A 25281-nucleotide genomic window follows, 5' to 3' on the forward strand; every position below is an offset into this window, starting at 1 on the left:
CCTCATAGACTGTGCCGCTGTGCACCTGCTATCCCTTCGACGAGCCGCGGCGATCGCCGTGACCGGTGTCGCTCTCATGGCGCTGCACGGCCTTCCCGAGAGTGCAGCGGTCCAAGACAAACTGCTGCTCGGCGGCGGCGCAGCGATCCTGCTCCACGATGACGGGCTGTGCACCTTGACCACCATCGGCTACGACAACGGTGGCCGGATCGTCGGTTTCACCGCCGCGCACTGCGGCGGGGTGGGTTCGCCCGTGCTGGTCGAGGGCGCCGAGGATCACGGCAGCGTGGGGACCGTGGTCGCCGCCGAGGACAGCCTTGACTACGCGATCATCGAGTTCGATCCGCTCCTGGTGGCCTCGATCGCCGACTACGAGGGCTTTGGGATCTTCGGGATCGATTCGATGGACCCCGTCGTCGCCGAGCCCGCCGAGCCCGCCGAGCCCGCCGGCCCGGAGGCGCCCGCCGACGCCGAGCCCGGCCCCGAGCACGGCGCCGGGCACCACGCCGAGCCTGGTCCCGAGCACGACGCCCAGCCCGGCCCGGAGCACGGTGCCGTGCGCCATGCCTGCAAACTCGGCCGCGGCAGCGGCCTGCAGTGCTTCGACATCGGGCCTGCCGGAGTGGAACTCGCCGACGAACCGTGGTGGCTACCCGGTGATGACGGGGCGCCGGTCACCGTCGACAACCTGCTGGTCGGCATGGTCCGTGACGGCACCGTCCCCGCCGGCCCGCTCACCGAGCCGGGGCCGGGCGTCGTGCTGTTTACGGCGATCCTCGATGACGTGGACGCCAAAGGCGGGCCGGGCGCCGGTTTCGGCCGGCGCTCCTAGCGCTCAGCGGTCGCGGTAGCGCATCGCGGTGGTGGTCAGGCCCCGCGTCTTCATCAGTTCGCCGTCCGCAATGTTGCTTTCGCGGTCAGTTGGATCTGCCGGCGGGCCTGCGCGAGCTGGAGCCGATCGGATTCGCCCAGATACCAGCGCAGAACCGCCCGCGCGATCGGTGGGATCTCCAGGAGCGCGAAGAAGGGCAGCGCAGCCATCCGTGTCACCGCCATGGCCGGGTCGGTGATCGCCGCAAGGCGGTGCAGCCGACGCGACGGCTTCGGTAGGGCGGCGTAGGCGACCAGAGTCGATATCACCAGCGCTATGTCGTTGACGGTGGCCGTGACATCCGACCACGAGTCGGGCACCAGCAGGGCGGCGGCGGTGCGCAGCCGCGCGGACTCCCAGCCCGGCCTGAAGCCGAACTTGGCCGCTATGGACCGGTAGTAGCGATCGACGGCGCCCGCGCTCATCGGGACGTCTTCGGCGGGGACACCCATCAGGACGGCGATCTGCGCCATTTCGGCGAAGTACCGGTCACGCTCGGCAGGGTTGAGCCGGCGCGGAATCGGGCGGGAGTCGAACGCGAAATTCTCGTAGCCGATCAGGGCGGCATGAGAAATGGTCACCGCGGCAAAGAGCATCGACTCCGGCGATGTTGCGGCATAGGGCGTCTGGCCGTCGGCGCCGACCCCCGTCATGGGGCGGTGGTAGTTGAAAAGCCTTGTGGCGCAGCTTCTAGCGGCTTCCTGGTCGCCCAAGACCATGGGCAGCGGCACGGACAGGGTGCGCCGCAGCCGGTCGTGGAAGTGGCCGTCCTTGCGCCGCCCGGCGCCGCGGGGACCCCGCTGGCGCTTCTTGTTGGTGGGAAACAGCGGGTCATGATCGAACAGCACCGCTTGGAAGTCCAGATGGGGAATCTCGAGCAGGTTGGTGATCTGCGCGATCATCAGCGCCGTCGCCGGGGCGGTCAGGACCCGCCAGGACACCGACTGCGGGCCGAACGAAGCCGGGGTCTCGTACGGTGCGGGTACGCCGGCTTCGCGCGCATCATGGGCCATGCCGCTCAGGTAGCGGCCGGACCTGCGCCGTCCGTGGCGGGAGCGGCCGGAACTGCGCCATCCGTACTGGGAGCGGCCGGTTCGGCGGCAGGGGCCCACACCGAGGGATCCTCGGCCGGGAAGGTGCTGCACTGCTCGGCGATCTCCGGAGCAGCAGATTCCTGCGCACGGAACAGCGCCGCGTAGTACGGGAAGACGATGCCGAGCTGATCCACCTCGGCCTGCCGGCCGGCAGGGTCTTTGGCCAGCAGATTCTTCATCCGCAAGACGATCTGCTCCTGCAGCACCTTGGGCTCTTGGTTGTACTTGGTCACGATCGCGTCGTAGGCCGGCTGGTCGACGACCTTGGTCGCGGCCATCAACTGATCCAACGAGCACTGCGTGGTCAGAATCGGCTCCGGTACGGCATTCAGGTCGTCTGCGGCGGCAACGCCCGTGCCGGCGGCAACCAGGGCCGCACCAACTGCTGCAAGGCCCGCGGTGCGCGCGAACCGACTCACTGTGGATGTCATGCGGCGCGACGTTACCAGTTTGGGCGTTGCGGGACTCCCGCTTTCGGCCTTAACAAGTGCGGGGTCAGGGCCGCAATGTCTCCGGACACAATTCGGCCTGAGCCGCCTGAATCTGAACGTCGGCGGCCTCGGGGCTGTAGTAGAAGGTGTTGGTCAACTGGCGCACCAAGTCCCCCGGCGACAGACCCGAGCGGTAGGTCCCGGTCTGGCCGTACATGCGTAGCAGGGCGCAGATGTAGTGCCCGGAGGTCACCTTGACCTGATCGGCGACCGGGATCGCCACCGGGGCGGCGTTGACCCGGGCCAGATAGCTGGCGTCGTCGGCGTGCGCCGGCGGCGCGATGGCCAGTGCCGCGACGGCCAACACGGGTGCGGCGATCCGGACGGTCGAGACCATGACGTCCATCGTGCCACCGCCGCCCCGCCCGGCGGGGCGACTCTCGGGAGCGACGCAAATCCCCGCGCGCCCAGGTGCGGCTGGCTAGGGTTTGCAGCCATGGCAGTCAAGGATTCCCGCGAGGTGGTCATCGAGGCGAGCGCCGAGGAGATCTTCGACGTCCTCGCCGACGTCGAATCTGTTCCGACCTGGTCGCCGCAGTACCAGAGCGCCGAGGTGCTCGACACCCATGACGACGGGCGCCCGCGGCGGGTGCGGATGACGATCAAGGCCGCGGGCCTGACCGACGAGCAGGTCGTCGAGTACACCTGGACCGACGACAGTGTCGGCTGGACGCTGATCTCGGCCGGCCAGCTGAAGTCCCAAGACGCCAAGTACACGCTCACGCCGCAGGGCGACACAACGAAGGTCCGGTTCGACATGGCCGTGGACCCGTCGATCCCGATCCCGGGGTTCCTGCTCAAGAACACCCTCAAGGGCGGCATGAAGACCGCCACCGATGGCCTGCGCACCCAGGTGCTCAAGGTCAAGAAGGGCCGCTGAGTTCGGTGCCGCGAAATCCCGCCGGCGGCAGGTTCGGGCGTTAGGCTCGGCTAAGTGGCTGTTCGAGCATCGCGGGAAGTAGTGATTGACGCGCCGCCGGAGAAAATCCTCGACGTGCTCGCCGATGTGTCCGATTTAGCGTCCTGGTCGCCGGTGCACAAGCGGGTGGAGATCCTCGACCGGTACGAAGACGGCCGTCCTCATCACGTACTGGCGACCATCAAACTTCTGGGTTTGGTGGACAAGGAACTCCTGGAATATCACTGGGGCCCGGACTGGATGGTCTGGGACGCGCAGGCCACCGCGCAGCAACGCGCTCAGCACGTCGAATACACCTTGACCCGCGAAGGGCCCGACAGCACCCGGGTGCGATTCGACATCACCGTCGAGCCGTCCGGACCGATCCCCGAGTTCGTGGTCCGGCGGGCCAGCAAGCTGGTGCTGAGCATCGCCACCGAGCGGCTGCGTGAGCGAATCCAGGCCGACGGCGCGGCTACTGAGCCGTGACGGGGCCCTCGCGCAGCACCGCCAGCCGCCGGATCGCCTCGTCGAGGGTGTGCTCCGGTTTGACGAAGGTGAACCGGACCAGGTGAATCCAGACCTGTGAGGCGGGTGCTTGGGCGCCTGGAACGCAGAACGCCGACAGGGGGATGGCCGCCACCCCGGCCCGGTGCGGCAGCTCGGCGCAGAACGCCGTGCTGTCGTGGTAGCCGAACGGACGGGGGTCGGCGCACAGGAAATAGGTGCCGAAACTGTCGTGCACCTCAAAGCCGATGCTGCGCAGGCCGTCGCTCAACCGGTCGCGGCGGGCCTGCATGGTCGCCCGCAGCGACTCCACCCAGGCGTCCTCGGTGTTGAGCGCCAGGGCCACGGCCGGCTGAAATGGTGCACCGCCCACGTAACTCAGGTATTGCTTGGCGGCCCGCACCCCGGCCAGCAGTTCCGCCGGGCCGCACGCCCAGCCGATCTTCCAGCCGGTGCAGTTGAACATCTTCGCCGCACTCGAGATGGTGACGGTGCGCTGCGCCATTCCCTCGAAGGCGGCCAGCGGGCGGTGGGTCCGTCCGGCGAAAACCAGGTGCTCGTAGACCTCGTCGGAGATCACCAACAGGTCGGCTTCCACCGCAATGCGGGCGATCTCGGCCAACTCGGCTTCGGTGAACACCGTGCCCGTCGGGTTGTGCGGCGAGTTGACGATCAGCGCCCGGGTAGCCGGGGTGATGGCTTGCCGCAGAGCGTCGGCGTCCAAGGCGAACCCGTGGCCGTCGGGCACCAACGAGACACTGACCCGCCGCGCCCCGGCCATGGCCACCACCGGCGAGTAGGAGTCGTAGAACGGTTCGAGCAGCACCACCTCGGAGCCCGGCTCCACCAGGCCGAGCACCGCGGCCGCGATGGCCTCGGTGGCGCCCACCGTCACCAGGATCTCGGTGTCGGGGTCGTAATCGATGCCGTATTTCCGCGAGCGCTGCCCGGCGATGGCTTCCCGCAAGGCGGGGATACCAGGCCCGGGCGGGTACTGGTTGATCCCGTCGGATATCGCGGCCCGGGCCGCCTCGAGCATGGCCGCCGGCCCGTCCTCGTCCGGGAACCCCTGGCCGAGGTTGACCGCCCCGATCCGGGCGGCCAGCGCCGACATCTCGGCAAAGATCGTGGTGGCATAGGGCTCCAGTCGTGCGACCATCCGCGCCGTCATGGCTCACGAGCCTAAAGGGCACCGGCTGCCGACCGGGCGCGCAGACTGTGCAAAAGGGGTGCACGATCGGACCAACCATCCGGTTGATAGGCCACCCTGTTAGGGTGGAAATTCGGGGACTACGCTCCGAGCAGACGCGACCGAACAATCTGCACCGAACACCAATCTGAAGAGGAATCTCCCATGTCCGAAGAAGCCTTCATCTACGAGGCCATTCGCACCCCGCGCGGCAAGCAGCGCGGCGGGGCGCTGACCGAGGTCAAGCCGCTCAGCCTGGTTGTCGGCCTGATCGACGAACTGCGCACCCGTCACCCCGACCTGGACGAGAACTTGATCAGCGACGTCATCCTGGGCTGCGTCTCGCCCGTGGGTGACCAGGGCGGCGACATCGCCCGCACCGCGGTGCTGGCCGCGGGCCTGCCCGACACCACCGGCGGCGTGCAGCTCAACCGGTTCTGCGCCTCGGGCCTCGAGGCCGTCAACACCGCCGCCCAGAAGGTGCGCTCCGGCTGGGACGACCTGGTGCTGGCCGGCGGGGTGGAGTCGATGAGCCGCATCCCGATGGGCTCCGACGGCGGCGCGATGTTCTCCGACGTGCCCTTCACCTACGACAACTACATCGCCCCGCAGGGCATCGGCGCCGACCTGATCGCCACCATCGAGGGCTTCTCCCGCGAGGACGTCGACAACTACGCGCTGCGCAGCCAGCAGCGCGCGGCGGCGGCCTGGTCGGGCGGCTACTTCGCCAAGTCGGTCATCCCGGTCCGCGACCAGAACGGCCTGGTGATTCTCGACCACGACGAGCACATGCGGCCCGACACCACCCTGGAGGGCCTGGGCAAGCTGCGCACCGCCTTCGACGGCATCGGTGCGATGGGCGGCTTCGACGACGTGGCGCTGCAGAAGTACCACTGGGTCGAGTCCATCAACCACGTCCACACCGGTGGCAACAGCTCGGGCATCGTCGACGGCGCCGCGCTGCTGCTGATCGGTTCGGAGAAGGCCGGCGCCTCGCAGGGGCTGACCCCGCGGGCCCGCATCGTGGCCACCGCAACCAGCGGCGCCGACGCCACCATCATGCTCACCGGCCCCACCCCGGCCACCGTGAAGGCGCTCGACCGGGCCGGGCTCACCGTCGATGACATCGACCTGTTCGAGCTCAACGAGGCGTTCGCATCGGTGGTGCTGAAGTTCCAGAAGGACCTCAAGATCCCCGACGAGAAGCTCAACGTCAACGGTGGCGCCATCGCGATGGGCCACCCGCTGGGCGCCACCGGCGCCATGATCACCGGAACCATGGTCGACGAGCTCGAGCGTCGCGGTGCCAAGCGTGCCCTGATCACGCTGTGCATCGGCGGCGGCATGGGCGTGGCCACCATCATCGAGCGCGTCTGAGAGGTTTGAGAAAAAATGGCAGAGAACACCATTAAGTGGGACAAGGACGCGGACGGCATCGTCACGCTGACCCTGGATGACCCGACCGGGTCGGCCAACGTGATGAACGACCACTACCGCGAGTCCATGCACAACGCGGTGCAGCGTCTCATCGAGGAGAAGGATTCGGTCACCGGTGTGGTGCTCACCAGCGCGAAGAAGACCTTCTTCGCCGGCGGCGACCTCAAGGCGATGATCCACGTCGGCCCGGACGACGCCCAGGCCGTGTTCGAGCAGTGCGAGGGCATCAAGGCCGACCTGCGGGCCCTGGAGACCCTGGGCAAGCCCGTCGTGGCCGCCATCAACGGCGCCGCGCTCGGCGGCGGCCTGGAGATCGCCCTGGCGTGTCACCACCGGATCGCCGCGGACGCCAAGGGCAGCCAGCTCGGTCTGCCCGAGGTCACCCTGGGCCTGCTGCCCGGCGGTGGCGGTGTCGCCCGCACGGTGCGCATGCTGGGCATCCAGAACGCCTTCATGAACGTGCTCGCGCAGGGCACCCGATTCAAGCCGGCCAAGGCCAAGGAAATCGGCCTGATCGACGAGGTCGTGCCGACCGTCGAGGAGCTGGTCCCGGCCGCCAAGGCGTGGATCAAGGCCAACCCGGACGCCGGCGTGCAGCCGTGGGATGCCAAGGGCTACAAGATGCCCGGCGGCACCCCGTCCAGCCCGGCCCTGGCGGCGATCCTGCCGTCGTTCCCGGCCCTGCTGCGCAAGCAGCTCAAGGGGGCCAACATGCCGGCGCCGCGGGCGATCCTGGCCGCCGCGGTCGAGGGTGCGCAGGTGGACTTCGACACCGCCAGCCGTATCGAGACCCGCTACTTCGTCTCGCTGGTCACCGGCAACGTCGCCAAGAACATGATCCAGGCGTTCTTCTTCGACCTGCAGCACATCAACGGCGGCGGCAGCCGGCCCGAGGGCATCGCGCAGACCCCGATCCGCAAGATCGGTGTGCTCGGCGCCGGGATGATGGGTGCCGGCATCGCTTACGTGTCGGCCAAGGCCGGCTACGACGTGGTGCTCAAGGACGTCTCCCTGGAGGCCGCCCAGCGCGGCAAGGGCTACTCGGAGAAGCTGGAAGCCAAGGCGCTCGAGCGGGGTCGCACCACCGCCGAGAAGTCGCAGGCCCTGCTGGACAAGATCACCCCGACCGCCGATGCCCAGGACCTGGCCGGTGTCGACTTCGTGATCGAGGCCGTCTTCGAGAGCCAGGAGCTCAAGCACAAGGTCTTCCAGGAGATCGAGGACATCGTCGAGCCCAACGCACTGCTGGGCTCCAACACCTCGACCCTGCCGATCACCGGTCTGGCGACCGGCGTGAAGCGCCAGGAAGACTTCATCGGCATCCACTTCTTCTCCCCGGTCGACAAGATGCCGCTGGTGGAGATCATCAAGGGTGAGAAGACCTCCGATGAGGCGCTGGCCCGGGTGTTCGACTACGTGTTGGCCATCAAGAAGACCCCGATCGTGGTCAACGACAGCCGCGGCTTCTACACCTCGCGCGTCATCGGCACCTTCGTCAACGAGGCGCTGATGCTGCTCGGTGAGGGCGTGGAACCGGCCAGCATCGAGCAGGCCGGCCTGCAGGCCGGCTACCCGGCCGCTCCGCTGCAGCTCTGCGACGAGCTCAACCTCGAGCTCATGCAGAAGATCGCCATCGCCACCCGCGAGGGTGTCGAGGCGGCCGGCGGCACGCTGCCCAAGCAGCGCAACGAAGAGGTCGTCGACAAGATGATCGAAATCGGCCGTCCGTCGCGCCTCAAGGGTGCCGGCTTCTACGAGTACGTCGACGGCAAGCGCAAGGGCCTGTGGCCGGGTCTGCGGGAGACGTTCAACTCCGGCAGCTCCACCCCGCCGCTGCAGGACATGATCGACCGGATGCTCTTCGCCGAGGTCCTCGAGACCCAGAAGTGCTTCGACGAGGGCGTGCTGACCTCGACCGCCGACGCCAACATCGGCGCGATCATGGGCATCGGCTTCCCGGCGTGGACCGGTGGCACCGCGCAGTTCATCGCCGGCTACCCCGGTGGCAAGGCCGCGTTCGTCGAGCGGGCCAAGGAACTGGCCGCCAAGTACGGCGAACGGTTCAGCCCGCCGCAGTCGCTGCTGTAGCTGCGCCGATGGCGGTGAACAGCCGCGATCGGCTCCGCCGGCCTGGCAGTCCCCGCTAGGCTGCAGACGTGGAATCCCCCGAACCCTCATGGCTTCGGGGGATTTCGCGTCTGCTGGACTACCGGCTGAGCATCACCGTGGCCAAGCTGCTGGAGACGGCGCTCTGGCTCGGTCTGGTGTACGTGATCATCGGCGTGGTGTGTCTGTTCCTGCGGCCCGACGGCGTGCAACTGCTGCAGACCCGGGCCCAGGAACAGTTCGGTATACCGCCCAGCAGCATCTACGAGGTGGCGACCGTTGCCGGGGTGCTGCTGTGGCCGCTGATGATGTTGCTGCCCGGCACCGCGTGCGGGGACGGTTAGATCGCCCCCAGGTCGGCCGAGATCCAGTGCTCGGGCCGCAGCGCGATCACCACCTGCTCGCCCAGTTCGGCCCGCGCGAACTCCAAGAACCGCTCGGCCCGGTCGGGCGGAAGGTAGCGGTGCGCCAACTCGGCATGCAGTTCGTCAGTGCCCGGCTCGATGCGGCTGACAGGACCGTCGACGGCGACGTAGCGCAACGTGGGCTCCGTGCGCTGGACCATCAGCGAGAAGGACCCGGCCGCCTCGATGAGCTTGGTCTTGCGTGACGAGGCCCCGGTGAACACCCAGGGCTCGCCGCCGGGGGAGTACTGATACCAGATCGGCACCGTGAGGGGGCCGCGGCCGGGGCCGGCGTTCACCGACAGCGCCGCGATGTGCGGTTCGGACAGGAACTGCTCGCGCTCATCCTGGGACAGGGCCATGATTCGAGGCTAACCGCGACGCGCCCGCCCCGCCGCCGGGTTGCCTCAGATCGCCGGGCCGAGCAGGTCGTCGGCGTCCCGGATGATGTAGCCGTAGCCCTGCTCTGCCAGAAAGCGCTGCCGGTGGGCGGCGTACTCGGCGTCCAGGCTGTCGCGGGCGACCACCGAGTAGAACACCGCGCCGCCGCCGTCGGCCTTGGGCCGCAGCAGCCGGCCCAAGCGCTGGGCCTCCTCCTGCCGGGACCCGAAGGTGCCCGAGACCTGAACGGCCACCGATGCCTCCGGCAGGTCGATGGAGAAGTTCGCGACCTTGGACACCACCAGTGTCGAGATCTCGCCGCGACGGAAGGCGTCGAACAGCTTTTCGCGCTCGGCGGTGCGTGTCGAGCCCTGGATCACCGGGGCGTCCAACTGCTGGCCGAGCTCTTCGAGCTGGTCGAGGTAGGCGCCGATCACCAGGGTCTGCTCGCCGGCATGCTGCCGGAGGATCGAGCGCACCACCGCGATCTTGGAGTGCACCGTCGAGCACAGCTTGTAGCGCTCCTCGGGTTCGGCGACGGCGTAGGTCATCCGCTCGCTGTCGGTCATGGTGACCCGCACCTCGATGCATTCGGCCGGCGCGATCCAGCCCTGGGCCTCGATGTCCTTCCAGGGCGCGTCATAACGCTTGGGCCCGATCAGCGAGAACACGTCACCTTCGCGGCCGTCCTCGCGGATCAGCGTCGCGGTCAGCCCCAGCCGGCGCCGCGACTGCAGGTCGGCGGTCATCCGGAACACCGGCGCCGGCAGCAGGTGCACTTCGTCGTAGATGATCAGGCCCCAGTCACGGCTGTCGAACAGCTCCAGGTGCCGATACTCACCCTTGGTACGCCGGGTGATCACCTGATAGGTGGCGATGGTGACCGGCCGGATCTCCTTGCGCTCACCGGAATACTCGCCGATCTCTTCCTCGGTCAGCGACGTGCGCGCCACCAGCTCGCGTTTCCACTGCCGGCCCGCCACGGTGTTGGTGACCAGAATCAACGTGGTGGCCTGCGCCTTGGCCATGGCTGCCGCGCCCACCAGCGTCTTGCCGGCACCGCACGGCAGCACCACCACCCCCGACCCGCCCGCCCAGAACGAGTCCGCGGCCATCTCCTGGTAGTCGCGCAGCTGCCAGCCGTCCTGGCGCAGTTCGATCGGGTGGGCCTCGCCGTCGACGTAGCCTGCCAGGTCCTCGGCGGGCCAGCCGATCTTGAGCAACATCTGTTTGACCCGGCCGCGTTCGCTGGGATGCACCACCACGGTGTCGTCGTCGATGCGGGCGCCGAGCATCGGGGCGATCTTCTTGTTGCGCAACACCTCTTCCAGCACCGCGCGGTCCAGGCTGACCAGCGTCAGGCCGTGGACGGGACTCTTGACCAGTTGCAGGCGCCCGTAGCGCCCCATGGTGTCGACGATGTCGACGAGCAACGGCTGGGGGACGGCGTAGCGCGAGTGGCTGACCAGCGCGTCGACCACCTGTTCGGCGTCATGGCCCGCGGCTCGGGCGTTCCACAACGCCAGCGGGGTGATGCGGTAGGTGTGCACATGCTCGGGCGCACGCTCGAGTTCGGCGAACGGTGCGATGGCCGCCCGCGCCGAACCCGCCTGCTCGTGGTCGACCTCGAGCAGCACGGTTTTGTCGGATTGGACGATCAGTGGCCCATCGGTGCTCATGGGCCCATTATCCGGGCGGCTCGGACATGCGACGTCGCCGTGCGGTGTTGTGCCAGGCCGGGGCGCCGGCCGCAGCCGGGCAGGGTCAGCGCTCGGCGTCGTCCTCGGCGACCGATGACACCGTCGTGATGCGGTGGATGGCGAAATCGCGCATCTGTCCCGACGTCGCGTCGAACGCCACCAGCCGGCCGCCCAGGACCTGGGTCGGGGCCACCTCGCGCTGGGTGGCCACCCCCGCGGCATCGATGTAGCCGATCATCACCGTGGCCCGCTCCAGTGCCGCGCGCTTCAGCATGATCATCGCCGTCACCGGCTCCAGCCGGATGTTGTCGAACGGCGCCGATGTCACGGTGCGCAGCACCCGCACCAGTGCGGTCAGGTTGTCGTCGCCGGGACTCGGGTGCGGCCGGTGCGCGCGGCGCTCCGCGGGGGTGTGCACCCGCATTCCGCGCGGCCGGATGTCGACGATCGTGCCGGTGGTGTCCTCGGCGGCCGGGGCGAAACCGGCGTCGCGCAGTGCCGCCAGGACATCTGCCAGGGGTGCCTGCGCCACCGCCACCGTAGGGGCCAGCAAGCGCAGGCCCAGCGCCTCGGCGGCCGGGACGGCAACGGCCTGGGCCAGCAGAACGGGATCCTCACAGCGCACGAACGACGTCGCCAACCCGATCCGGAGCTGCCCGTGGCGGCGCGCGACGTCGTCGATGAGGTAGCTGAGGCCTTGCGGCACCGGGGTCTTGGAGTGCTTCTCGAAGAAGGCGTGCAGCCCCGCCCCGGTGCGTCCCACGTCCAAAGCGGAGCGGATGGTCTGTTCGGAAACCCGGTAGACCATGGCGGCGCCGGCGGACTCCACGGCCGCGACGACGGCCAGCTCCTCGGCGAGTTCGCGCTTCAGCGGCCCCGGCACCACCACCGTCAGATCGGCCTGCACCAGGAAGTGGTCGATCGGCTCCGGCAATGCCTTGGCCATCGCCGCCACGGCGGCGGCACCGTCGGGATCGGCGGCGGCGCCGGCCAGCAGGGCTCTCCCGGGGGAGCTGAGCGCGCCTCGGCCCAGAACCCCCAGGGCATGCGCCTCGTCGAGCAGCTCGCCGACCGGGCCGGGCTGCAGCCGGCCGGCCCAGCGCGGCCGGCGCCAGACCAGCGCCTGCGAAGCGGTCACGGCGCCGACCCCGGCGCCGCCCGGCAGCTCGGCGAGCAGGCCCAGCAGCAGGCGGCGATCCAGCGGTGCAGCGGTGGAGAACAGCGGCGTGGACAGGGCGGCCCGCGGCTTGCCGTCGGCGCCGCGGCTGCCGATCAGGCCGGGGCGGGACGGCAGGTCGAGCCAGGTGGCGGCCAGCAGATGCCAGCGCTGGGCGGTGGACTGCTCGGCGAACCGATCGGCGAGCACCGTCGGCGCCCAGTACGGACCGTCGGCGTCGGGCCAGTCCCGCAGGTCGACCGTCGCCGGGTCGGGAACGTCGGCCGCGATCAGACGGGCGGTGGCAGCCACCTCGAGCAGCAGGCCCAGCCGGGCCTCGTCGACACCGGTGGTCTTGGCCAGGCGCTTGACCTCGCGCACCCCCAACCCGCCGCTGCGGAGTTCTGGCACCGGGGATTCGCCCAACGCCGCCAGGAGCGCGTCGAGTTCGCGCAACAGGTCGATCACCGCGCCGGCGGCGGCCGCGTCCACATCGGCCGTGGTGGTCTGCGACACGACCGGATCCGGCTCCCGCAACGACAGCGGTCCGGGCTGTTCGCCCCGCAGTACCTGCCCGACGAGCCGCGGCAGGATCACCGTCTCGTCATCGACGCGGCGCAGCAGCCCCGCCGCCAGCAGCTGGGGCACCGGCCGCTCCGGCGGCGCGCCCGGCGCCGCGTCGCGGGTGCGCCCCACCGGGGAGCCGGTCAGCAGCTTGTCGAGCAGGTCACGCTGCGGTGCGTCCAGGCCGGCGACGGCAGCGCGCAGCGCGGTGATGTCCGCGGGCGCGAGGGCCTCTTGGGTTACCTGACCGGGGTGCCAGGGCAGGCCGGCGCCCGCCTCGGCGACGACGCGCAGCACGCCGCCCGGTTCCGGCGAGCCCCAGCACAGTGCTCGCTGAATCAGATCGGCCAGCGCATCGGTCACCGCGTCGGCTGACGCCCGGTTGCCGAGCAACGCCAGCAGATCGGCGACCGGCACACCGGCGGCGTCGGCATGCAGTTCCAGCAGCGCGTCGAGGACGGCCAGCCGCAGGAAGTCCAGCTCATCGGTGGCCGCCCGCACCGACTGGCGGGCCTGGGCCCGCGCCGCGAGGGCGGCAATACTCCCCGGCGGGGGCTGGGCGAGGTCGGGCCGCAGCTTCAGTAGCCGGATCAGATCGTCATCGGGCAGGTCGGCCAGCCACGACCCCAGTGGCACACCCCGGGCGCGTTCGGTCATCGATGATCAGGGTAAGGCCCAACCGGTGAACGCCGTCGATCGCGACCTGTCAGAATGGAGCCGTGGCTGGAAACCAGGACAAGAAGAACCGCTACGTCGACAACGGTTGGCCGGAGACCGACGGCGAACCTGCTGTGAGCGAGCTGCGCACCGACCGGACCGGCGCACTGTCGCCGTTTGGGAGCCTCGAGTTCCCGCTGCCGGCCGACGAGCTGCCTTACCTGCATCCGGTCACCGTCATCAACCGGTAGCCGGTGACGCTGTGACCGGGCCGCTGTCCCACCTCGATGAACGGGGCGCGGCTCACATGGTCGATGTCAGCGCGAAGGCGACCACCAAACGAGTTGCGGTCGCCGGTGGGGTGCTGCGCACCACCGCCGAGGTGGTGGCGCTGATATCGGCCGGCGGCCTCCCCAAGGGAGATGCCCTGGCCACCGCACGGGTAGCGGGCATCATGGCGGCCAAACGCACCAGCGATCTGGTCCCGCTCTGCCACCAGCTGGCCCTGACCGGCGTGGACGTCGACTTCACCATCGGAACGGCTGCCATCGACATCACCGCGACAGTGCGCACCACCGACCGCACCGGCGTGGAGATGGAGGCGCTGACCGCGGTCAGCGTGGCGGCGCTGACTCTGTACGACATGATCAAAGCCGTCGATCGCGCCGCGGTCATCGACGGCATCCGGGTGCTGAGCAAAGACGGCGGTCGCACCGGGGCCTGGGAACGCCCGTGAGCGCCCGGGCGGCCCGGGTGATCATCGCCTCCACCCGCGCCTCGACGGGGGTCTACACCGACCGCACCGGGCCGATCATCGCCGAGTGGCTGCAGCAGCGGAGCTTCGCTCCGGTGCAGCCGGAGGTCGTGGCCGACGGCGAGCCGGTCGGGGCGGCCCTGCGAGCCGCCGTGGCGGCTCAGCCGGAGCTGATCATCACCTCGGGCGGGACCGGGATCGCGCCGACCGACGACACGCCGGCGCAGACACTGCGCGTGCTCGACTACGAGATCCCCGGTCTGGCCGACGCCATCCGCCGGTCCGGGCTGCCGAAGGTGCCCACGTCCATCCTCTCCCGCGGCGTGTGCGGGGTCGCCGGTCGCTGCCTGGTGGTCAACCTTCCCGGGTCCACCGGGGGGGTTCGCGACGGGCTGGGAGTGCTTGCCGACGTCCTGGATCACGCGTTGGACCAACTGGCCGGCGGGGACCACCGGTGACCGCCGGAAGTGCCCGCGTGCTGCGGGCCGAGATCACCGAGCAGCCCATCGTGCTGGCCGACCACGAGGACCTGGTGGGCCACCGCGCCGCGGGCGCGGTCGTCGGATTCGTCGGCATGATTCGCGACCACGACCACGACCGGCAGGTCAGCAGGCTGGAATACTCTGCGCACCCGTCGGCCCAGCAGGTCATGGCCGATGTGCTGACCGAGGTCGCCGAGCAGGCCCAGGGGGTCCGCGCGCTGGCGGCCAGCCACCGGATCGGCGTCCTGCGCATCGGCGACGCCGCGCTGGTGGCCGCGGTGGCCGCCGATCACCGTCGGGAGGCGTTCGAGGCCTGCGCGCTGCTGGTCGACACCGTCAAGGCCCGGCTGCCGGTATGGAAGCACCAGTTCTTCGCCGACGGCACCGAGGAATGGGTCGGCTCGGCCTGACCGCTCAGCGACGAAAAGCGGGGCCGGCGATTGCTCTTGTCTTGCCGGCGTCCTGCCTAGAGGACCCGGCTGGGCTGCTGCGCGAACGCGGCGAGCGCGGCGTTGCCGCTGATGTTCTCCGACTGCACGGCGTCCCACAGCTGCTGGTGGAAGCCGACCGAGACCGCGTCGCGGTTGCCGTCCTGGGCAGGAGCGGTCTCGCCGCCGGGGGCCGGAGCCTCCGGAGCGGGAGCCTCGGGGGCCGGAGCCTCAAATGCCGGAGCTTCGGGGGCCGGAGCCTCCGGGTTCCACCACGGCGCGGGGGGCGCCTCGGGGGCCGAGGGAACTCCTTCGGCGGCCGGAGCCGGAGCCTCGGGGGCCGGAGCCTCAAATGCCGGAGCTTCGGGGGCCGGAGCCTCAAATGCCGGAGCCTCGGGGGCGGGAGCCTCAAGTGCCGGAGCTTCGGGGGCGGGTGCCTCCGGGGCCGGGGCCTCGGGGGCCGGAGCCTCGAATGCGGGCGCTTCAGGTGCCGGGGCCTCGGGGGCGGGTGCCTCCGGTGCCGGCGGAATCCAGCCCGCGGGCTCTACCGGTGCCGCGCCTTCGGCGGGTGCCGGTGCCTCGGGGGCCGGGGGAGCCCACCACGGCGCGGGCTCGGGGGCGGGCGGGGGTGCCAGCGGGTTGTCCAAGGCCACGGCCTCGCCGCTGAGCTCGGGGTTGTCGATCGGGGCGTCCGCCGGCGGTGCCACCGGAACTTCGCGCTGGCTTGCGCTGGACAGGCCGCGCCCGCAGACCGGCCAGGCGCCACGGCCCTGGGTGGCCAGAACGTGCTCGGCGATGGCGATCTGCTGCTCGCGGCTGGCCATGTGTGCCGAGGGGGCGTACTTGCCGCCGCCGTGGGAACTCCACGTGCTGGGCGAGAACTGCAGTCCGCCCTGGTAGCCGTTGCCGGTGTTGATGCTCCAGTTGTTGCCGGATTCGCAGCGGGCTACGTGCTCCCATTCATCATCGGTGGCTGCGCCGGCGGTTGCTGCGAGGGCGAGGCTGCCGCCACCGACCACGGCTCCGGTGAATGCGATTTTGGCGAAGTTGACGTGCGATTGGGTGGGCTTGCGATGCCGTCCACTCATACGGTGGTGAATTCCTCTCTGTCTACGCCTGCGAGGTCAGCGTCGGGTTCGGGCAGGGGGGCTGCCCGGCCGGGACGCGCCGTTGGCACATCGCCGGCTTCACCTCTAGAGGCCTGTCATGGCCTCAGGGCCGCACTCGGCGGACCCATCGGGTCCCTCGTCTTCATCCATCAGGTATTTGTGGTTTTCCTCGCCCGCTGGATGAAGCTCGGCGCTACGGGTGAGGAAAGGCGGATCGAACGGAAGATTTTTCGATACACCCGGGAAGCACCGTATCGGGTCTCTTGCCTTGAGTCACCCTTGGCGCGTCCCGGCGTTTTCATCGCTGTTTCTTCTCATAACGCCAGGAACCGGCCCTATTTACGCAGGTCAGAGGCACCGCAATCAAGCCGTTGTCGACCCGTGATCAATTCGTTATGTGACGTAGATCATGTTTTAGCCGCCGGCGAACGGCGGCAGGACGTCGACGGTTTCGCCGGGGCGCAACGCGGCTTGGTGGTCACGCACGGCGACGCCGTCGCGCAGATAGGAGCAGCGGCTCAACACGGCCGCCAGTCGCTCATCGCGGCCGGAAAGCGTCTCGGCCAGGCCCGCCACCCCCGCGCCGCGGGGCACGCTGACGGTCTCGGATTCGGCCCCGGCGGCCGCCCGGGCCGCGGCGAAGTAGCGCACCGTCACCGCGACGCTGTCCATGGGTCCTCCGGTCTGAGTGCTCGCTGCGGTCTCGGTCATCGTTCAGCCCCCGATCGCGCTCATCGGCCGGTCCGGCTGGATGAAGTTCGGGTCGTTGATGCCGTGGCCGGCCTTCTTGAGCCACATCGCGGCACGCCACGCCTGCTCGATGGCGTCGTCGTCCGCCCCGCTGCGCAGCAGGGCGCGCAGGTCGGACTCGTCCGTGGCGAACAGGCAGTTGCGGATCTGGCCGTCGGCGGTGAGCCGGGTCCGGTCGCAGCTGCCGCAGAACGGGCGTGACACCGAGGCGATGATTCCGAACGTGCCCGCGGGAGTGTCCGGGCCTTCCTGGACCTGCCACAGCTCGGCAGGCGCGGATCCGCGCGGCTTGGCGTCGCGGCGCAGCGCGAAGCGCGCCCCCACCGCCTCCAGAACCTGGTCGACGTCGAGTCCGGCGTCGCGGGTCCAGCGGTGGTCGGCGTCCAGCGGCATCATTTCGATGACCCGCAGCTGGTAGCCGTGCTGCAGGCAGAAGTGCAGCAGGTTGACGATGTCGTCACCGGTGATCTTGGGGTCCAGGACGGCATTGACCTTGATGGGTGTCATGCCGGCCCGGGCGGCCGCGTCGAGCCCGGCGAGCACGTGGGGCAGGCGGTCGCGGCGCGTGATCTCGGCGAAGTGGGCGCGATCGACGGTGTCCAGCGACACGTTGATCCGGTCCAGGCCGGCCGCCACCAGGGCGCCGGCGCGCCGGGCCAGACCCAGGCCGTTGGTGGTCAGGGCGATCTCGGGGCGCGGCCGTAGTGCTGCGGCGCCGGCCACCACGCTTTCGAGGTGCCGGGCAAGCAGCGGTTCGCCGCCGGTGAACCGGATGTCGGTGATGCCCAGCCGGGTGACGCCGATCCGCATCAGCCGGATCAGCTCGGCGTCGGACAGCAGGTGGGTGCTGGGGATCCAGTCCAGCCCTTCGGCGGGCATGCAGTAAGTGCAGCGCAGGTTGCAGCGGTCGGTCAGCGATATCCGCAAGTCGGTGTGGACGCGGCCGAAGGAGTCCACCAACGGTCCGGAGGTGGGCATCGCGGTGGCGGCGGCGCGTTGCACGGCCTGGTCGAAAGCCTTTCGGGTGACTGCGTCCGGGTGTGCCTCGGCCGCCACCTGCCCTGGCGGGGTGCGTCGATCCCGTTGCCTCAACGTCATGTCCGTATCCGATTCCGTCGGCCGGAGAGCGGCCGGATCGATTTCGGCGCGCGGTCCAGATCTCGTTCAGCGCCTTGGTCAGCCTACCGAGTAAACCTGGGTGTTTTGTGGGTCGCGGTCCGAGTAAGATCGGCTGCTGACGCGTCCTGCGCAGGCGGGACGCTTCCTTTATGTCCTTGAGTCCGTGATCAGCAAGACAAGCAGGTGAGACCAGTGCCGACCGGCAAGGTGAAGTGGTACGACGCCGAGAAGGGCTTCGGCTTCCTGTCCCAGGAAGAAGGTGAGGACGTCTACGTCCGTGCCTCGGCCCTGCCAGCCGGTGTGGAGGGTCTCAAGGCGGGTCAGCGGGTGGAGTTCGGCGTCGCGGCCGGCCGCCGCGGCCCGCAGGCGCTGACGGTGAAGCTGATCGACCCGCCGCCGACCCTGTCCCGGAATCGCCGCGAGGCGGCTCCGGCCGAGCACCGGCACACCCCCGACGAGCTGCACGGCATGGTCGAGGACATGATCACCCTGCTGGAAGGCACGGTGCAGCCCGAGCTGCGCAAGGGGCGCTACCCGGACCGTAAGACCGCACGGCAGATCTCCGAGGTGGTCAAGGCCGTGGCCCGCGAGCTCGACGCCTGAGCTCAGCGGGCCGCGGATCTGCCGCGGCCAACCTGTTGTGTCGGTGCGGTCGGCCCGGTTTCGGCAAACTGGTCTGACCACCAGACCTCCGGCCAATGAAGGTGCTAGTGTCCGGGCTGTGAGCCTGCAGCCGATCGCCCGCCAGTCGATCCCCGACGAGATCTTCGCCCAGCTTGCCGGGCAGGTGCTCTCCGGCGACCGGACGCCCGGCGAGACCCTGCCCAGCGAGCGGACCCTGTCCGAGGCGCTCGGCGTCTCGCGGGCCGCCGTCCGGGAAGCGCTGGGCCGGCTGGACCGCGCGCGCCTCATCCAGGTCCGTCAGGGCGAGTCGACCGTGGTCCGCGACTTTCGTGCCGAGGCCGGCTTCGATGTCCTGCCGCTGCTGCTGGTGCACGGCGGCGACGTCGACCGGGACACCTTGGCCAGCGTGATCGAGGCCCGCGCCGTGATCGGCCCCCAAGTGGCCGCCCTGGCGGCGGCGCGCGTCACCGACGACGCTCGCCTACGTCTGCGGGCCGCAGTCGATGAGTTGGCAGCCGAACCCGACCCCCTGCGCCGAATGTGGCAGGCTCTCGGCTTCTGGGAAATCATCGTCGAGGGCGCCGAATCCATTGCGTTCCGGCTGCTTTTCAACACGTTGCGGCAGGTCTACATCCCCGCCCTCGATGTGCTCGTCAATGTGATGGCCGCTGAGGTCGGCGATATTGCGCACTATCGGTCGCTCGCCGAGGCGATTGCCGCCGGGGACCAGGACGACGCCCGGGGGATCGCACAACAGCTGCTCGCACTGGGCAGCGCCGCGTTCGCCGAACTCACCGCCCAGCTGGAGGGCCCGCGATGACCCGCAAGCAACAGGGCCTGCCGCAGGCATTCGCCGAGTTCATCCGGCACCCGACTCCCTGGATGCTCGTCACCTGGGCCGCAGCCCTACTGGCGGCGCGCCTGGCTGTGGGCGGCTGGTCGATCGTCGATACGGCTATTGCCGTTGCGCTGGTCGCTTTTTCGCCTCTCGGCGAATGGTTGATCCATACCGGCATCCTGCACTGGCGGCCGCGCACGCTGGCCGGTGTCACATTCGACTCGCGCCTGGCCCGCGACCATCGCCGGCATCACCGCGACCCCCGCGACATTCCGCTGATCTTCATCCCGTGGCCCAGCCTGATCGTGATCATCGCCGGTTTGACACCCATGGCGTTCATCGCCTTGGGCAACCCCGGAAAAGGGCTGACATTCGCCTTGACCATCGCAACGTTCCTGGTGTTCTACGAGTGGATTCACTACCTGGTGCACACCGACTACAAACCCCGCCACGCGATCTACCGTGGGGTCTGGCGCAATCACCGGTATCACCACTTCAAGAACGAGCGGTACTGGTTCACTGTGACAACCGCCGGCACCGCCGACCGGCTGCTGGGCACCTACCCGGACCCGCGCGAGGTGCCCTCGTCGCCGACAGTGCGAAACCTGCACGCGCCGACGGCAACCGGCTGACCTCCGTAGCGGCCGCAGCAGGTGGCCGGCCATGGCACTCTGGAAGGCATGGCCAGCTACCTCGCCGGCGGCGATTTCATGCGCGACACCGCCTACATCTCCACCCGTATCACCGCCGATGGCCGTGACGGATATCCGGTAGAGCCGGGCCGGTACCGGTTGGTCGTCGCGCGGGCCTGCCCGTGGGCCAATCGCGCGATCATCGTGCGGCGCCTGCTCGGCCTGGAAAGCGCCATCTCCATCGGGTTTTGCGGGCCCACGCACGATCAGCGCAGCTGGACCTTCGACCTGGACCCGGGTGGGGTTGACCCGGTCCTGGGGATACCGCGACTGCAAGACGCGTACTTCAGGCGCATTCCGCACTATCCCAAGGGGATCACCGTCCCGGCGATGGTCGACGTGCCCACCGGTGCGGTGGTGACCAACGACTTCGCCCAGATGACTTTGGACTTCTCCACCGAGTGGACGGCCTATCACCGGCCGGGGGCTCCGCAGCTGTATCCCGAATCGCTGCGCGACGAGATCGACGAGGTGGGCAAAAAGATCTACACCGAAATCAACAACGGCGTGTACCGGTGCGGCTTCGCCGGCACCCAGGAGGCCTACGACGCCGCCTACGGCCGACTGTTCAGCGCGCTGGACTGGGTCAGCGAGCGACTGGCCGGCCAGCGATATCTGGTGGGGGACACCATCACCGAGGCCGATGTCCGACTGTTCACCACGCTGGCTCGGTTCGACCCGGTCTACCACGGTCATTTCAAGTGCAACCGGCAGAAGCTTTCCGAGATGCCGGTGCTGTGGGCCTATGCCCGGGATCTGTTCCAGACGCCCGGGTTCGGCGACACCATCGACTTCGTCCAGATCAAACAGCACTACTACATCGTGCACGCCGACATCAATCCGTCGCAGATCGTTCCCGTCGGGCCGGATCTGGCTAATTGGCTGTCGCCGCATGGACGAGAAGCATTGGGCGGCAGGCCGTTCGGGGACGGAACGCCGCCGGGTCCGGTGTCTGCCGCAGAGCGGGTGCCGGCCGGACACGGGACTGAACCGGCAAGCGCCGGCCGTTAGCGCGGCGCAGCCGGCGCCGGTAGGGGTATCGGCATCAGCTCAGCGCCGGACGGCTCCAGCGCATCCCGACCGCCCATTCGGCGTGCGGCACCGCGAACTGTTCGCCGGTGCTGCTGTCCACCACCAGGGTGAGCAGCTGCACCACCAGGCCGCGCAGCGGGCCGCGCTGCGGGTCCACAGTGGGGATGGTGACCGCAAGCGTGCTTCCCGGCGGATACATCCTGCCGGTGGATTCGTCCGGGTTGTCGTAGAGCCGCAACAACCGCCATGGCGCCCGGCCGATGGTGGTGTCCACCGACAGCTGCACCGGATGCCGCGAGTCGACCGGCAGGGTGGCCCGTTCCTCGGTCAGCAGGCACTCATCGAGGTCGAGCACGCTGCAGTACAGGTACGGGCCGACCCGGCTGAGGTGCCCGTTGGAGAACACGCTGATCTGCGGCGGCGTCGGCTCCTCGGCCCGGGTGAACCACCAGGTGCCCAACCCGGCAAGCGTCGCGGCCACCACCGCCAGGACCGCCACCGCGACGACCGTCGAGCGCTTCACCTGCACATCACTCCTGTCTCGCCGCATCCAGGCGGGCACCGTCCTGCTCGATCAGCACCGGCCGGTTGCCCCCGAGGCCGGGAATCAACGAGTCGCCGTGGAACGACAGGATGGTCTGGGCCAGACCCGGGATCAGCAGAGCGGTGATCGCGGTGAAGCCCACCCACAGGTCGGTGTATACCAGCACCCCCAGCGCACCACCCAACACCCAGGCCAGTTGCAGGGTGGACTCGGTGCGGCCGAACGCCGACGCCCGCGACTCTTCGGGCAGGTCGTCCTGGAGCGCGGCATCCAGCGACGCCTTCGAGATGGCGCTCGCCCCGGAGGTCACCAGCGCGGCGACCGCGGCCATCACCAGGGTTCCGGCCACCGCCGCGGCCAGCGCGACCGCAGTCACCGCCATGGTGCAGCGCACCACCAGGACCGCCGGGCGGCCGAGTTGAAGACGTGCGCTGGTGAAGTTGCCGGCGAAGTTGCCCACACCCGCCGCCGCCCCGATCAGCCCGAGGATGCCCAGCTGCACCCAGCCGCCGGCGTTGTGCTGTTTGGCGACGAAGGCCGGGTACAGGAACAGGAACCCGACCATGGCTTTGATGGTGCAGTTACCCCACAGCGCGGCGATGATGTTGCGGCCCAGGGGTTGCCGCAGCGGTTGACTCAGCCTCCCGCCGGCCCGCCGGACCTGTTCGGGCCAGCTACGGCGCCGCTCGTCGAAGCGATAGCTCAGCGTGGTCGGGACCTCGCCGGTGGTCACCTCCACCCATCGCGGAATCCGCATCGACAGCACCGCGCCGGCCACCGATACCGCGACGAGCACCAACAACGCGCCCGGCAGCTGCAACAGGCGGCTGAAGACGTACTCCGCGCCCGCGGCGACGCCGCCGCCCACAATCGTTCCGCCGAGCAGGCCGAACACCGTCAGCCGGGAATTGACCCGCACCAGGTCGATCGACGGTGGCATCACCCGGGGCGTCACCGCGCTGCGCAACACCGTGAACGACTTGGACAGGGCCATCATTGCCAGCGCGCAGGGGTAGAGCACCCAGGAGCCGAATGTTCCCGCGACACCGTCGTAATTGGCGATCAGCACCAGGGCCAGCGCCGTGCGCAGCGCGAACGACATGGCCAGCGCCGCGCGGCGGCCGTGCTGGACGCGGTCCAAGGCGGGACCGATCAGCGGCGCGACCACCGCGAACGGCGCGATCGTCACCAGCAGGTACAGCGCCACCCGCCCCTTGCTCTCGCCGGCCGCGGCCGCAAAGAACAAGGTGTTGGCCAATGCCACCGCCATCGCCGCGTCCACCGCGAAGTTGGCCACCACCGGCCAGGTCAGCGCGGTCAGACCGGACTTGTCGGCGCCGTCGGCGGTGGCGGCCCGCTGCACCAGCCCGTACATCCGGGAGCCCATCTCGCGGCTGCGGGCCGCCGCGGCCCGGGTGACCCCGATCCGGTCGCTGGTCTGCGAACCGCCCGACGGCGGGTGGTCGCGCGGCCCCTCGGTGTGCTCGCGCAGCGGTGGCAGGTAGCGATTGGCACTGGGCATCGGGCGTCGGCGCTGGTCACCCGTATGGTTACTGGGGTAGTTGGCCATGCCGGGATGTTGTCCGGCGGAGCCGTTGCGCCCACCGCCGCCGGCGGCCGGGGGCGTACGGCGCCGGCCCGGTTCGGGAAGATCACGCCGCCGTGCAGACACATCCGCGATTCTTCCCTATGCCGGCCGCTTGCCCGCGCAGGCCGTCGTCGTGCCTGCATGTGGCTGACTGAGCCGCGCTGCGGCAGTATGAGGGACGTCATTGAACGGAAGGGACCCGCGTGACCGGACCCAGCGCAGAATCAGACACTGCGACCATCGCCGTGCCCACGGTGTTGGCCATGGCTGTCGAACAGGCACGCTCGGCCGTCGCTGAATTCAGCGGCGCCGATACCGTCGGTGAGCATTTGGGCGTCGACTACGAGGACGCCAGTGCGGCCACCCACCGGTTCCGGGCACTGCTGCCCGGCTACCAGGGCTGGCAGTGGGCCGTCGTCGTCGCCGCCGTTCCCGGCGCCGTCCGGCCCACGATCAGCGAGGTGGTCCTGGTGCCCGGGCCGGCGGCCCTGCTGGCTCCCGAGTGGGTGCCGTGGGACCAGCGCGTCCGGCCGGGCGATCTGGGACCGGGCGACCTGCTGGCACCGCAGGCCGACGACCCGCGCCTGGTGCCCGGCTACACCTCCAGCGGCGACCCGCAGCTCGACGAGGTCGCCGGCGAGATCGGCCTGGGCCGACGCTGGCTGATGAGTCCGGTGGGCCGCGCCGAGGCAGCGCAGCGCTGGCACGACGGGGAGTACGGGCCGGATTCGGCGATGGCGCGCTCCACCAAGCGGATCTGCCGCGACTGTGGCTTCTATCTGCCGCTCGCCGGCGAGCTGGGCACCGTGTTCGGTGTCTGCGGCAACGAGATGTCCGCCGACGGACATGTGGTTGACAACCGGTACGGCTGCGGCGCGCACAGCGACACCCCGGCGCCCGCGGGAACCGGTTCCCCGGCGTATGAGCCTTTCGACGACGGTGTGCTGGAGGTCGTCGACGCCACTGCGGTTTCGACCGCCGATCCGGCTGAGACGGTGGACGAGGCCGCAGCCGAGCAAGACGCCGTCGGCGAAGCGCCGACCGACGTTCCGGTTGAAACCGACGCTCCGGTTGAAGCCGACGCCGACGCGGCTTCCGAGCCAGCTGCGGGCGAACCCGAGGTGGACGCTGCCGTGGGTGAAGCCGCGGAGGCGGCTACCGCAGCCGCCCTCGACGCCGGTGAGGCCACGGAGGCTCCCGTCGGCGACGCCGCGGAAAACCCGGGCGAGCCGGACGAGCCGCAGACGCCCTAACCGAAGTTGAACAGGTATTCGCCCGGCAGCACCAAGGCCATGTTGAACACGGTGCCGATCACGGCTCCAGGCAGCCCCACCACGTAGTTGACGATGTCCAGCGGGATGCTGACCGCCTGACTGAACGCCATCCCGAAGTCCAGGTTGAGCAGGCTGGTGATCAGGTTCTCGACGTCGTTGTACAGCGTGAACGGCAGGCTGATGAAGCGGTTGAACAGCCCCACGGCGGCCGCCACCTCGGCGTTGAACAGGCCGACGAAGTCGAACGCGGCGGCGGCGCCCGGCACGTCGAACGCGTCGGCCGCGCCGGGCAGGAGGTCGTACAGGTTGGTGTCGCCCGGCAGCAGTTCGAGCAGATCGGCGCCGCCCGGGATGTTGAGCTCCTCGGCGACGGCGGTCAGGTCGAATCCCGCCAGCGCATCGAAGCTGTCAGCCACCGCATTGCCGGCCAGCGCCACCTGCGCCGATACCACCGGCAGGGGCCGGCTGGTGGCCTCAAGTGATGCCGCCACGGGGGTCAGGCCGGCGGCCAGTAAGGCCGTGGCCGCGAGCAGCCCAGTTCCGGATTTCACCGAGTCCATGGATTCCTCCCAGTTCCGACGGTCATCACTCC

Annotated in this window: 28 protein-coding genes and 1 riboswitch; of the genes, 15 read left to right on the plus strand and 13 right to left on the minus strand. The window is 69.6% G+C overall.

Features of this window, described 5'->3' with window-relative positions:
* Positions 1–19 precede the first annotated feature (19 nt).
* Positions 20–832, plus strand: coding sequence for a chymotrypsin family serine protease (locus G6N14_RS01300; RefSeq protein ID WP_133054896.1), 813 nt, complete (start codon positions 20–22; stop codon positions 830–832).
* A gap of 53 nt (positions 833–885) precedes the next feature.
* Here G6N14_RS01300 and G6N14_RS01305 read toward each other — a convergent pair whose 3' ends face one another.
* The 3 genes from G6N14_RS01305 to G6N14_RS01315 all read right to left on the minus strand — a co-directional run bounded on the left by G6N14_RS01305 (position 886) and on the right by G6N14_RS01315 (position 2793).
* Complete coding sequence (locus G6N14_RS01305; protein WP_085130310.1) at positions 886–1884, minus strand: oxygenase MpaB family protein; 999 nt, start codon at positions 1882–1884, stop codon at positions 886–888.
* Positions 1885–1889: 5 nt separating this feature from the next.
* The gene (locus tag G6N14_RS01310; RefSeq protein WP_085134955.1) at positions 1890–2396 is read right to left on the minus strand and encodes a DUF5078 domain-containing protein; all 507 of its coding nucleotides are present in this window, start codon (positions 2394–2396) and stop codon (positions 1890–1892) included.
* A 64-nt stretch (positions 2397–2460) separates the two neighbouring features.
* Positions 2461–2793: a DUF732 domain-containing protein gene (locus G6N14_RS01315; protein WP_234808843.1), complete on the minus strand. Its 333-nt coding sequence runs from the start codon at positions 2791–2793 to the stop codon at positions 2461–2463.
* A gap of 99 nt (positions 2794–2892) precedes the next feature.
* Between G6N14_RS01315 and G6N14_RS01320 the strand changes: the two genes are divergently transcribed.
* Both G6N14_RS01320 and G6N14_RS01325 read left to right on the plus strand, forming a co-directional pair.
* Positions 2893–3336, plus strand: a complete 444-nt coding sequence (locus tag G6N14_RS01320; protein WP_085134957.1) for an SRPBCC family protein — start codon at positions 2893–2895, stop codon at positions 3334–3336.
* A 54-nt stretch (positions 3337–3390) separates the two neighbouring features.
* Positions 3391–3843 (plus strand): SRPBCC family protein, encoded by a 453-nt coding sequence (locus G6N14_RS01325; RefSeq protein ID WP_085134958.1) that lies wholly within the window; start codon positions 3391–3393, stop codon positions 3841–3843.
* Here the strand turns inward: G6N14_RS01325 and G6N14_RS01330 are convergent.
* The gene (locus tag G6N14_RS01330; RefSeq protein ID WP_407663057.1) at positions 3830–5032 is read right to left on the minus strand and encodes a pyridoxal phosphate-dependent aminotransferase; all 1203 of its coding nucleotides are present in this window, start codon (positions 5030–5032) and stop codon (positions 3830–3832) included. The genes G6N14_RS01325 and G6N14_RS01330 overlap by 14 nt on opposite strands.
* 183 nt (positions 5033–5215) lie before the next feature.
* Between G6N14_RS01330 and G6N14_RS01335 the strand changes: the two genes are divergently transcribed.
* The 3 genes from G6N14_RS01335 to G6N14_RS01345 all read left to right on the plus strand — a co-directional run bounded on the left by G6N14_RS01335 (position 5216) and on the right by G6N14_RS01345 (position 8937).
* Entirely contained in the window at positions 5216–6427 is a 1212-nt protein-coding gene (locus tag G6N14_RS01335) for an acetyl-CoA C-acetyltransferase (RefSeq protein WP_085134959.1), read from the plus strand.
* 15 nt (positions 6428–6442) lie between these two features.
* A complete protein-coding gene (locus tag G6N14_RS01340) occupies positions 6443–8575 on the plus strand; it encodes a 3-hydroxyacyl-CoA dehydrogenase NAD-binding domain-containing protein (RefSeq protein WP_085134960.1) in 2133 nt (710 codons plus the stop codon).
* 68 nt (positions 8576–8643) lie between these two features.
* Positions 8644–8937, plus strand: a complete 294-nt coding sequence (locus tag G6N14_RS01345; protein ID WP_085134961.1) for a hypothetical protein — start codon at positions 8644–8646, stop codon at positions 8935–8937.
* On the opposite strand, the gene G6N14_RS01350 is transcribed toward G6N14_RS01345, so the two are convergent.
* The 3 genes from G6N14_RS01350 to G6N14_RS01360 all read right to left on the minus strand — a co-directional run bounded on the left by G6N14_RS01350 (position 8934) and on the right by G6N14_RS01360 (position 13455).
* On the minus strand, positions 8934–9359 hold the full coding sequence (locus G6N14_RS01350; RefSeq protein WP_085134962.1) for a pyridoxamine 5'-phosphate oxidase family protein: 426 nt from the start codon (positions 9357–9359) through the stop codon (positions 8934–8936). The two genes, G6N14_RS01345 and G6N14_RS01350, sit on opposite strands and share 4 nt — an antisense overlap.
* A gap of 45 nt (positions 9360–9404) precedes the next feature.
* Complete coding sequence (locus G6N14_RS01355) at positions 9405–11057, minus strand: DNA repair helicase XPB (protein ID WP_085134963.1); 1653 nt, start codon at positions 11055–11057, stop codon at positions 9405–9407.
* An 85-nt stretch (positions 11058–11142) separates the two neighbouring features.
* Positions 11143–13455, minus strand: a complete 2313-nt coding sequence (locus G6N14_RS01360; RefSeq protein WP_085134964.1) for a helicase-associated domain-containing protein — start codon at positions 13453–13455, stop codon at positions 11143–11145.
* Positions 13456–13517: 62 nt separating this feature from the next.
* Between G6N14_RS01360 and G6N14_RS01365 the strand changes: the two genes are divergently transcribed.
* The 4 genes from G6N14_RS01365 to G6N14_RS01380 are packed head-to-tail and all read left to right on the plus strand — an operon-like array spanning position 13518 to position 15101.
* Entirely contained in the window at positions 13518–13706 is a 189-nt protein-coding gene (locus G6N14_RS01365) for a hypothetical protein (protein WP_085134965.1), read from the plus strand.
* A gap of 56 nt (positions 13707–13762) precedes the next feature.
* On the plus strand, positions 13763–14191 hold the full coding sequence (moaC, locus tag G6N14_RS01370) for a cyclic pyranopterin monophosphate synthase MoaC (RefSeq protein WP_165756876.1): 429 nt from the start codon (positions 13763–13765) through the stop codon (positions 14189–14191).
* Entirely contained in the window at positions 14188–14667 is a 480-nt protein-coding gene (locus tag G6N14_RS01375; RefSeq protein ID WP_109559745.1) for a MogA/MoaB family molybdenum cofactor biosynthesis protein, read from the plus strand. Before moaC ends, G6N14_RS01375 begins: the two co-directional genes overlap by 4 nt.
* Positions 14664–15101, plus strand: a complete 438-nt coding sequence (locus G6N14_RS01380) for a molybdenum cofactor biosynthesis protein MoaE (protein ID WP_220096714.1) — start codon at positions 14664–14666, stop codon at positions 15099–15101. The genes G6N14_RS01375 and G6N14_RS01380 overlap by 4 nt, the downstream gene beginning before the upstream one ends.
* Before the next feature lie 56 nt (positions 15102–15157).
* Here G6N14_RS01380 and G6N14_RS01385 read toward each other — a convergent pair whose 3' ends face one another.
* The 3 genes from G6N14_RS01385 to moaA form a co-directional block, all read right to left on the minus strand.
* Positions 15158–16207, minus strand: a complete 1050-nt coding sequence (locus G6N14_RS01385) for a transglycosylase family protein (protein WP_163786999.1) — start codon at positions 16205–16207, stop codon at positions 15158–15160.
* A gap of 9 nt (positions 16208–16216) precedes the next feature.
* Positions 16217–16394, minus strand: a riboswitch (cyclic di-AMP (ydaO/yuaA leader).
* Between the two features lie 248 nt (positions 16395–16642).
* Positions 16643–16939, minus strand: a complete 297-nt coding sequence (locus G6N14_RS01390; RefSeq protein WP_272937737.1) for a MoaD/ThiS family protein — start codon at positions 16937–16939, stop codon at positions 16643–16645.
* A gap of 3 nt (positions 16940–16942) precedes the next feature.
* The gene (gene moaA / locus G6N14_RS01395) at positions 16943–17956 is read right to left on the minus strand and encodes a GTP 3',8-cyclase MoaA (protein ID WP_234808856.1); all 1014 of its coding nucleotides are present in this window, start codon (positions 17954–17956) and stop codon (positions 16943–16945) included.
* Between the two features lie 333 nt (positions 17957–18289).
* On the opposite strand from moaA, the gene G6N14_RS01400 reads away from it, so the two are divergent.
* From G6N14_RS01400 to G6N14_RS01415, 4 genes are all read left to right on the plus strand, one after another.
* Positions 18290–18700 (plus strand): cold-shock protein, encoded by a 411-nt coding sequence (locus G6N14_RS01400; RefSeq protein ID WP_085134970.1) that lies wholly within the window; start codon positions 18290–18292, stop codon positions 18698–18700.
* A gap of 118 nt (positions 18701–18818) precedes the next feature.
* Complete coding sequence (locus tag G6N14_RS01405; RefSeq protein ID WP_085134971.1) at positions 18819–19541, plus strand: FadR/GntR family transcriptional regulator; 723 nt, start codon at positions 18819–18821, stop codon at positions 19539–19541.
* A complete protein-coding gene (locus tag G6N14_RS01410) occupies positions 19538–20191 on the plus strand; it encodes a sterol desaturase family protein (protein ID WP_085134972.1) in 654 nt (217 codons plus the stop codon). The genes G6N14_RS01405 and G6N14_RS01410 overlap by 4 nt, the downstream gene beginning before the upstream one ends.
* Positions 20192–20239: 48 nt before the next feature.
* Entirely contained in the window at positions 20240–21262 is a 1023-nt protein-coding gene (locus G6N14_RS01415) for a glutathione S-transferase family protein (RefSeq protein WP_085135082.1), read from the plus strand.
* 34 nt (positions 21263–21296) lie between these two features.
* Here the strand turns inward: G6N14_RS01415 and G6N14_RS01420 are convergent, their stop codons facing one another.
* Together G6N14_RS01420 and G6N14_RS01425 are read right to left on the minus strand one after the other, a co-directional pair.
* Positions 21297–21806 carry a DUF2771 domain-containing protein gene (locus tag G6N14_RS01420; protein ID WP_234808844.1) on the minus strand — a complete coding sequence of 170 codons (510 nt, stop codon included), beginning with the start codon at positions 21804–21806 and terminating at the stop codon, positions 21297–21299.
* A 7-nt stretch (positions 21807–21813) separates the two neighbouring features.
* Positions 21814–23397, minus strand: coding sequence for an MFS transporter (locus G6N14_RS01425; protein ID WP_109559746.1), 1584 nt, complete (start codon positions 23395–23397; stop codon positions 21814–21816).
* Between the two features lie 281 nt (positions 23398–23678).
* Between G6N14_RS01425 and G6N14_RS01430 the strand changes: the two genes are divergently transcribed.
* The gene (locus G6N14_RS01430) at positions 23679–24668 is read left to right on the plus strand and encodes a DUF3027 domain-containing protein (protein WP_085135084.1); all 990 of its coding nucleotides are present in this window, start codon (positions 23679–23681) and stop codon (positions 24666–24668) included.
* Here G6N14_RS01430 and G6N14_RS01435 read toward each other — a convergent pair.
* Positions 24665–25249 carry a hypothetical protein gene (locus G6N14_RS01435; protein WP_085134974.1) on the minus strand — a complete coding sequence of 195 codons (585 nt, stop codon included), beginning with the start codon at positions 25247–25249 and terminating at the stop codon, positions 24665–24667. The genes G6N14_RS01430 and G6N14_RS01435 overlap by 4 nt on opposite strands.
* Positions 25250–25281 lie beyond the last annotated feature (32 nt).

Source organism: Mycolicibacter hiberniae (genome assembly GCF_010729485.1).
Taxonomy (GTDB): Bacteria; Actinomycetota; Actinomycetes; order Mycobacteriales; family Mycobacteriaceae; genus Mycobacterium; species Mycobacterium hiberniae.

Excerpts from the sequence above, each read along its gene's own strand:
- G6N14_RS01305 (WP_085130310.1), bottom strand. The coding sequence starts at position 1,884 with ATGGCCCATGATGCGCGCGAAGCCGGCGTACCCGCACCGTACGAGACC.
- G6N14_RS01310 (WP_085134955.1), bottom strand. The coding sequence starts at position 2,396 with ATGACATCCACAGTGAGTCGGTTCGCGCGCACCGCGGGCCTTGCAGCA.
- G6N14_RS01315 (WP_234808843.1), bottom strand. The coding sequence starts at position 2,793 with ATGGTCTCGACCGTCCGGATCGCCGCACCCGTGTTGGCCGTCGCGGCA.
- G6N14_RS01320 (WP_085134957.1), top strand. The coding sequence starts at position 2,893 with ATGGCAGTCAAGGATTCCCGCGAGGTGGTCATCGAGGCGAGCGCCGAG.
- G6N14_RS01330 (WP_407663057.1), bottom strand. The coding sequence starts at position 5,032 with ATGACGGCGCGGATGGTCGCACGACTGGAGCCCTATGCCACCACGATC.
- G6N14_RS01335 (WP_085134959.1), top strand. The coding sequence starts at position 5,216 with ATGTCCGAAGAAGCCTTCATCTACGAGGCCATTCGCACCCCGCGCGGC.
- G6N14_RS01340 (WP_085134960.1), top strand. The coding sequence starts at position 6,443 with ATGGCAGAGAACACCATTAAGTGGGACAAGGACGCGGACGGCATCGTC.
- G6N14_RS01350 (WP_085134962.1), bottom strand. The coding sequence starts at position 9,359 with ATGGCCCTGTCCCAGGATGAGCGCGAGCAGTTCCTGTCCGAACCGCAC.
- G6N14_RS01355 (WP_085134963.1), bottom strand. The coding sequence starts at position 11,057 with ATGAGCACCGATGGGCCACTGATCGTCCAATCCGACAAAACCGTGCTG.
- G6N14_RS01360 (WP_085134964.1), bottom strand. The coding sequence starts at position 13,455 with ATGACCGAACGCGCCCGGGGTGTGCCACTGGGGTCGTGGCTGGCCGAC.
- moaC (WP_165756876.1), top strand. The coding sequence starts at position 13,763 with ATGGTCGATGTCAGCGCGAAGGCGACCACCAAACGAGTTGCGGTCGCC.
- G6N14_RS01385 (WP_163786999.1), bottom strand. The coding sequence starts at position 16,207 with ATGAGTGGACGGCATCGCAAGCCCACCCAATCGCACGTCAACTTCGCC.
- G6N14_RS01390 (WP_272937737.1), bottom strand. The coding sequence starts at position 16,939 with ATGACCGAGACCGCAGCGAGCACTCAGACCGGAGGACCCATGGACAGC.
- moaA (WP_234808856.1), bottom strand. The coding sequence starts at position 17,956 with ATGCCCACCTCCGGACCGTTGGTGGACTCCTTCGGCCGCGTCCACACC.
- G6N14_RS01410 (WP_085134972.1), top strand. The coding sequence starts at position 19,538 with ATGACCCGCAAGCAACAGGGCCTGCCGCAGGCATTCGCCGAGTTCATC.
- G6N14_RS01415 (WP_085135082.1), top strand. The coding sequence starts at position 20,240 with ATGGCCAGCTACCTCGCCGGCGGCGATTTCATGCGCGACACCGCCTAC.
- G6N14_RS01425 (WP_109559746.1), bottom strand. The coding sequence starts at position 23,397 with ATGGCCAACTACCCCAGTAACCATACGGGTGACCAGCGCCGACGCCCG.
- G6N14_RS01430 (WP_085135084.1), top strand. The coding sequence starts at position 23,679 with ATGGCTGTCGAACAGGCACGCTCGGCCGTCGCTGAATTCAGCGGCGCC.
- G6N14_RS01435 (WP_085134974.1), bottom strand. The coding sequence starts at position 25,249 with ATGGACTCGGTGAAATCCGGAACTGGGCTGCTCGCGGCCACGGCCTTA.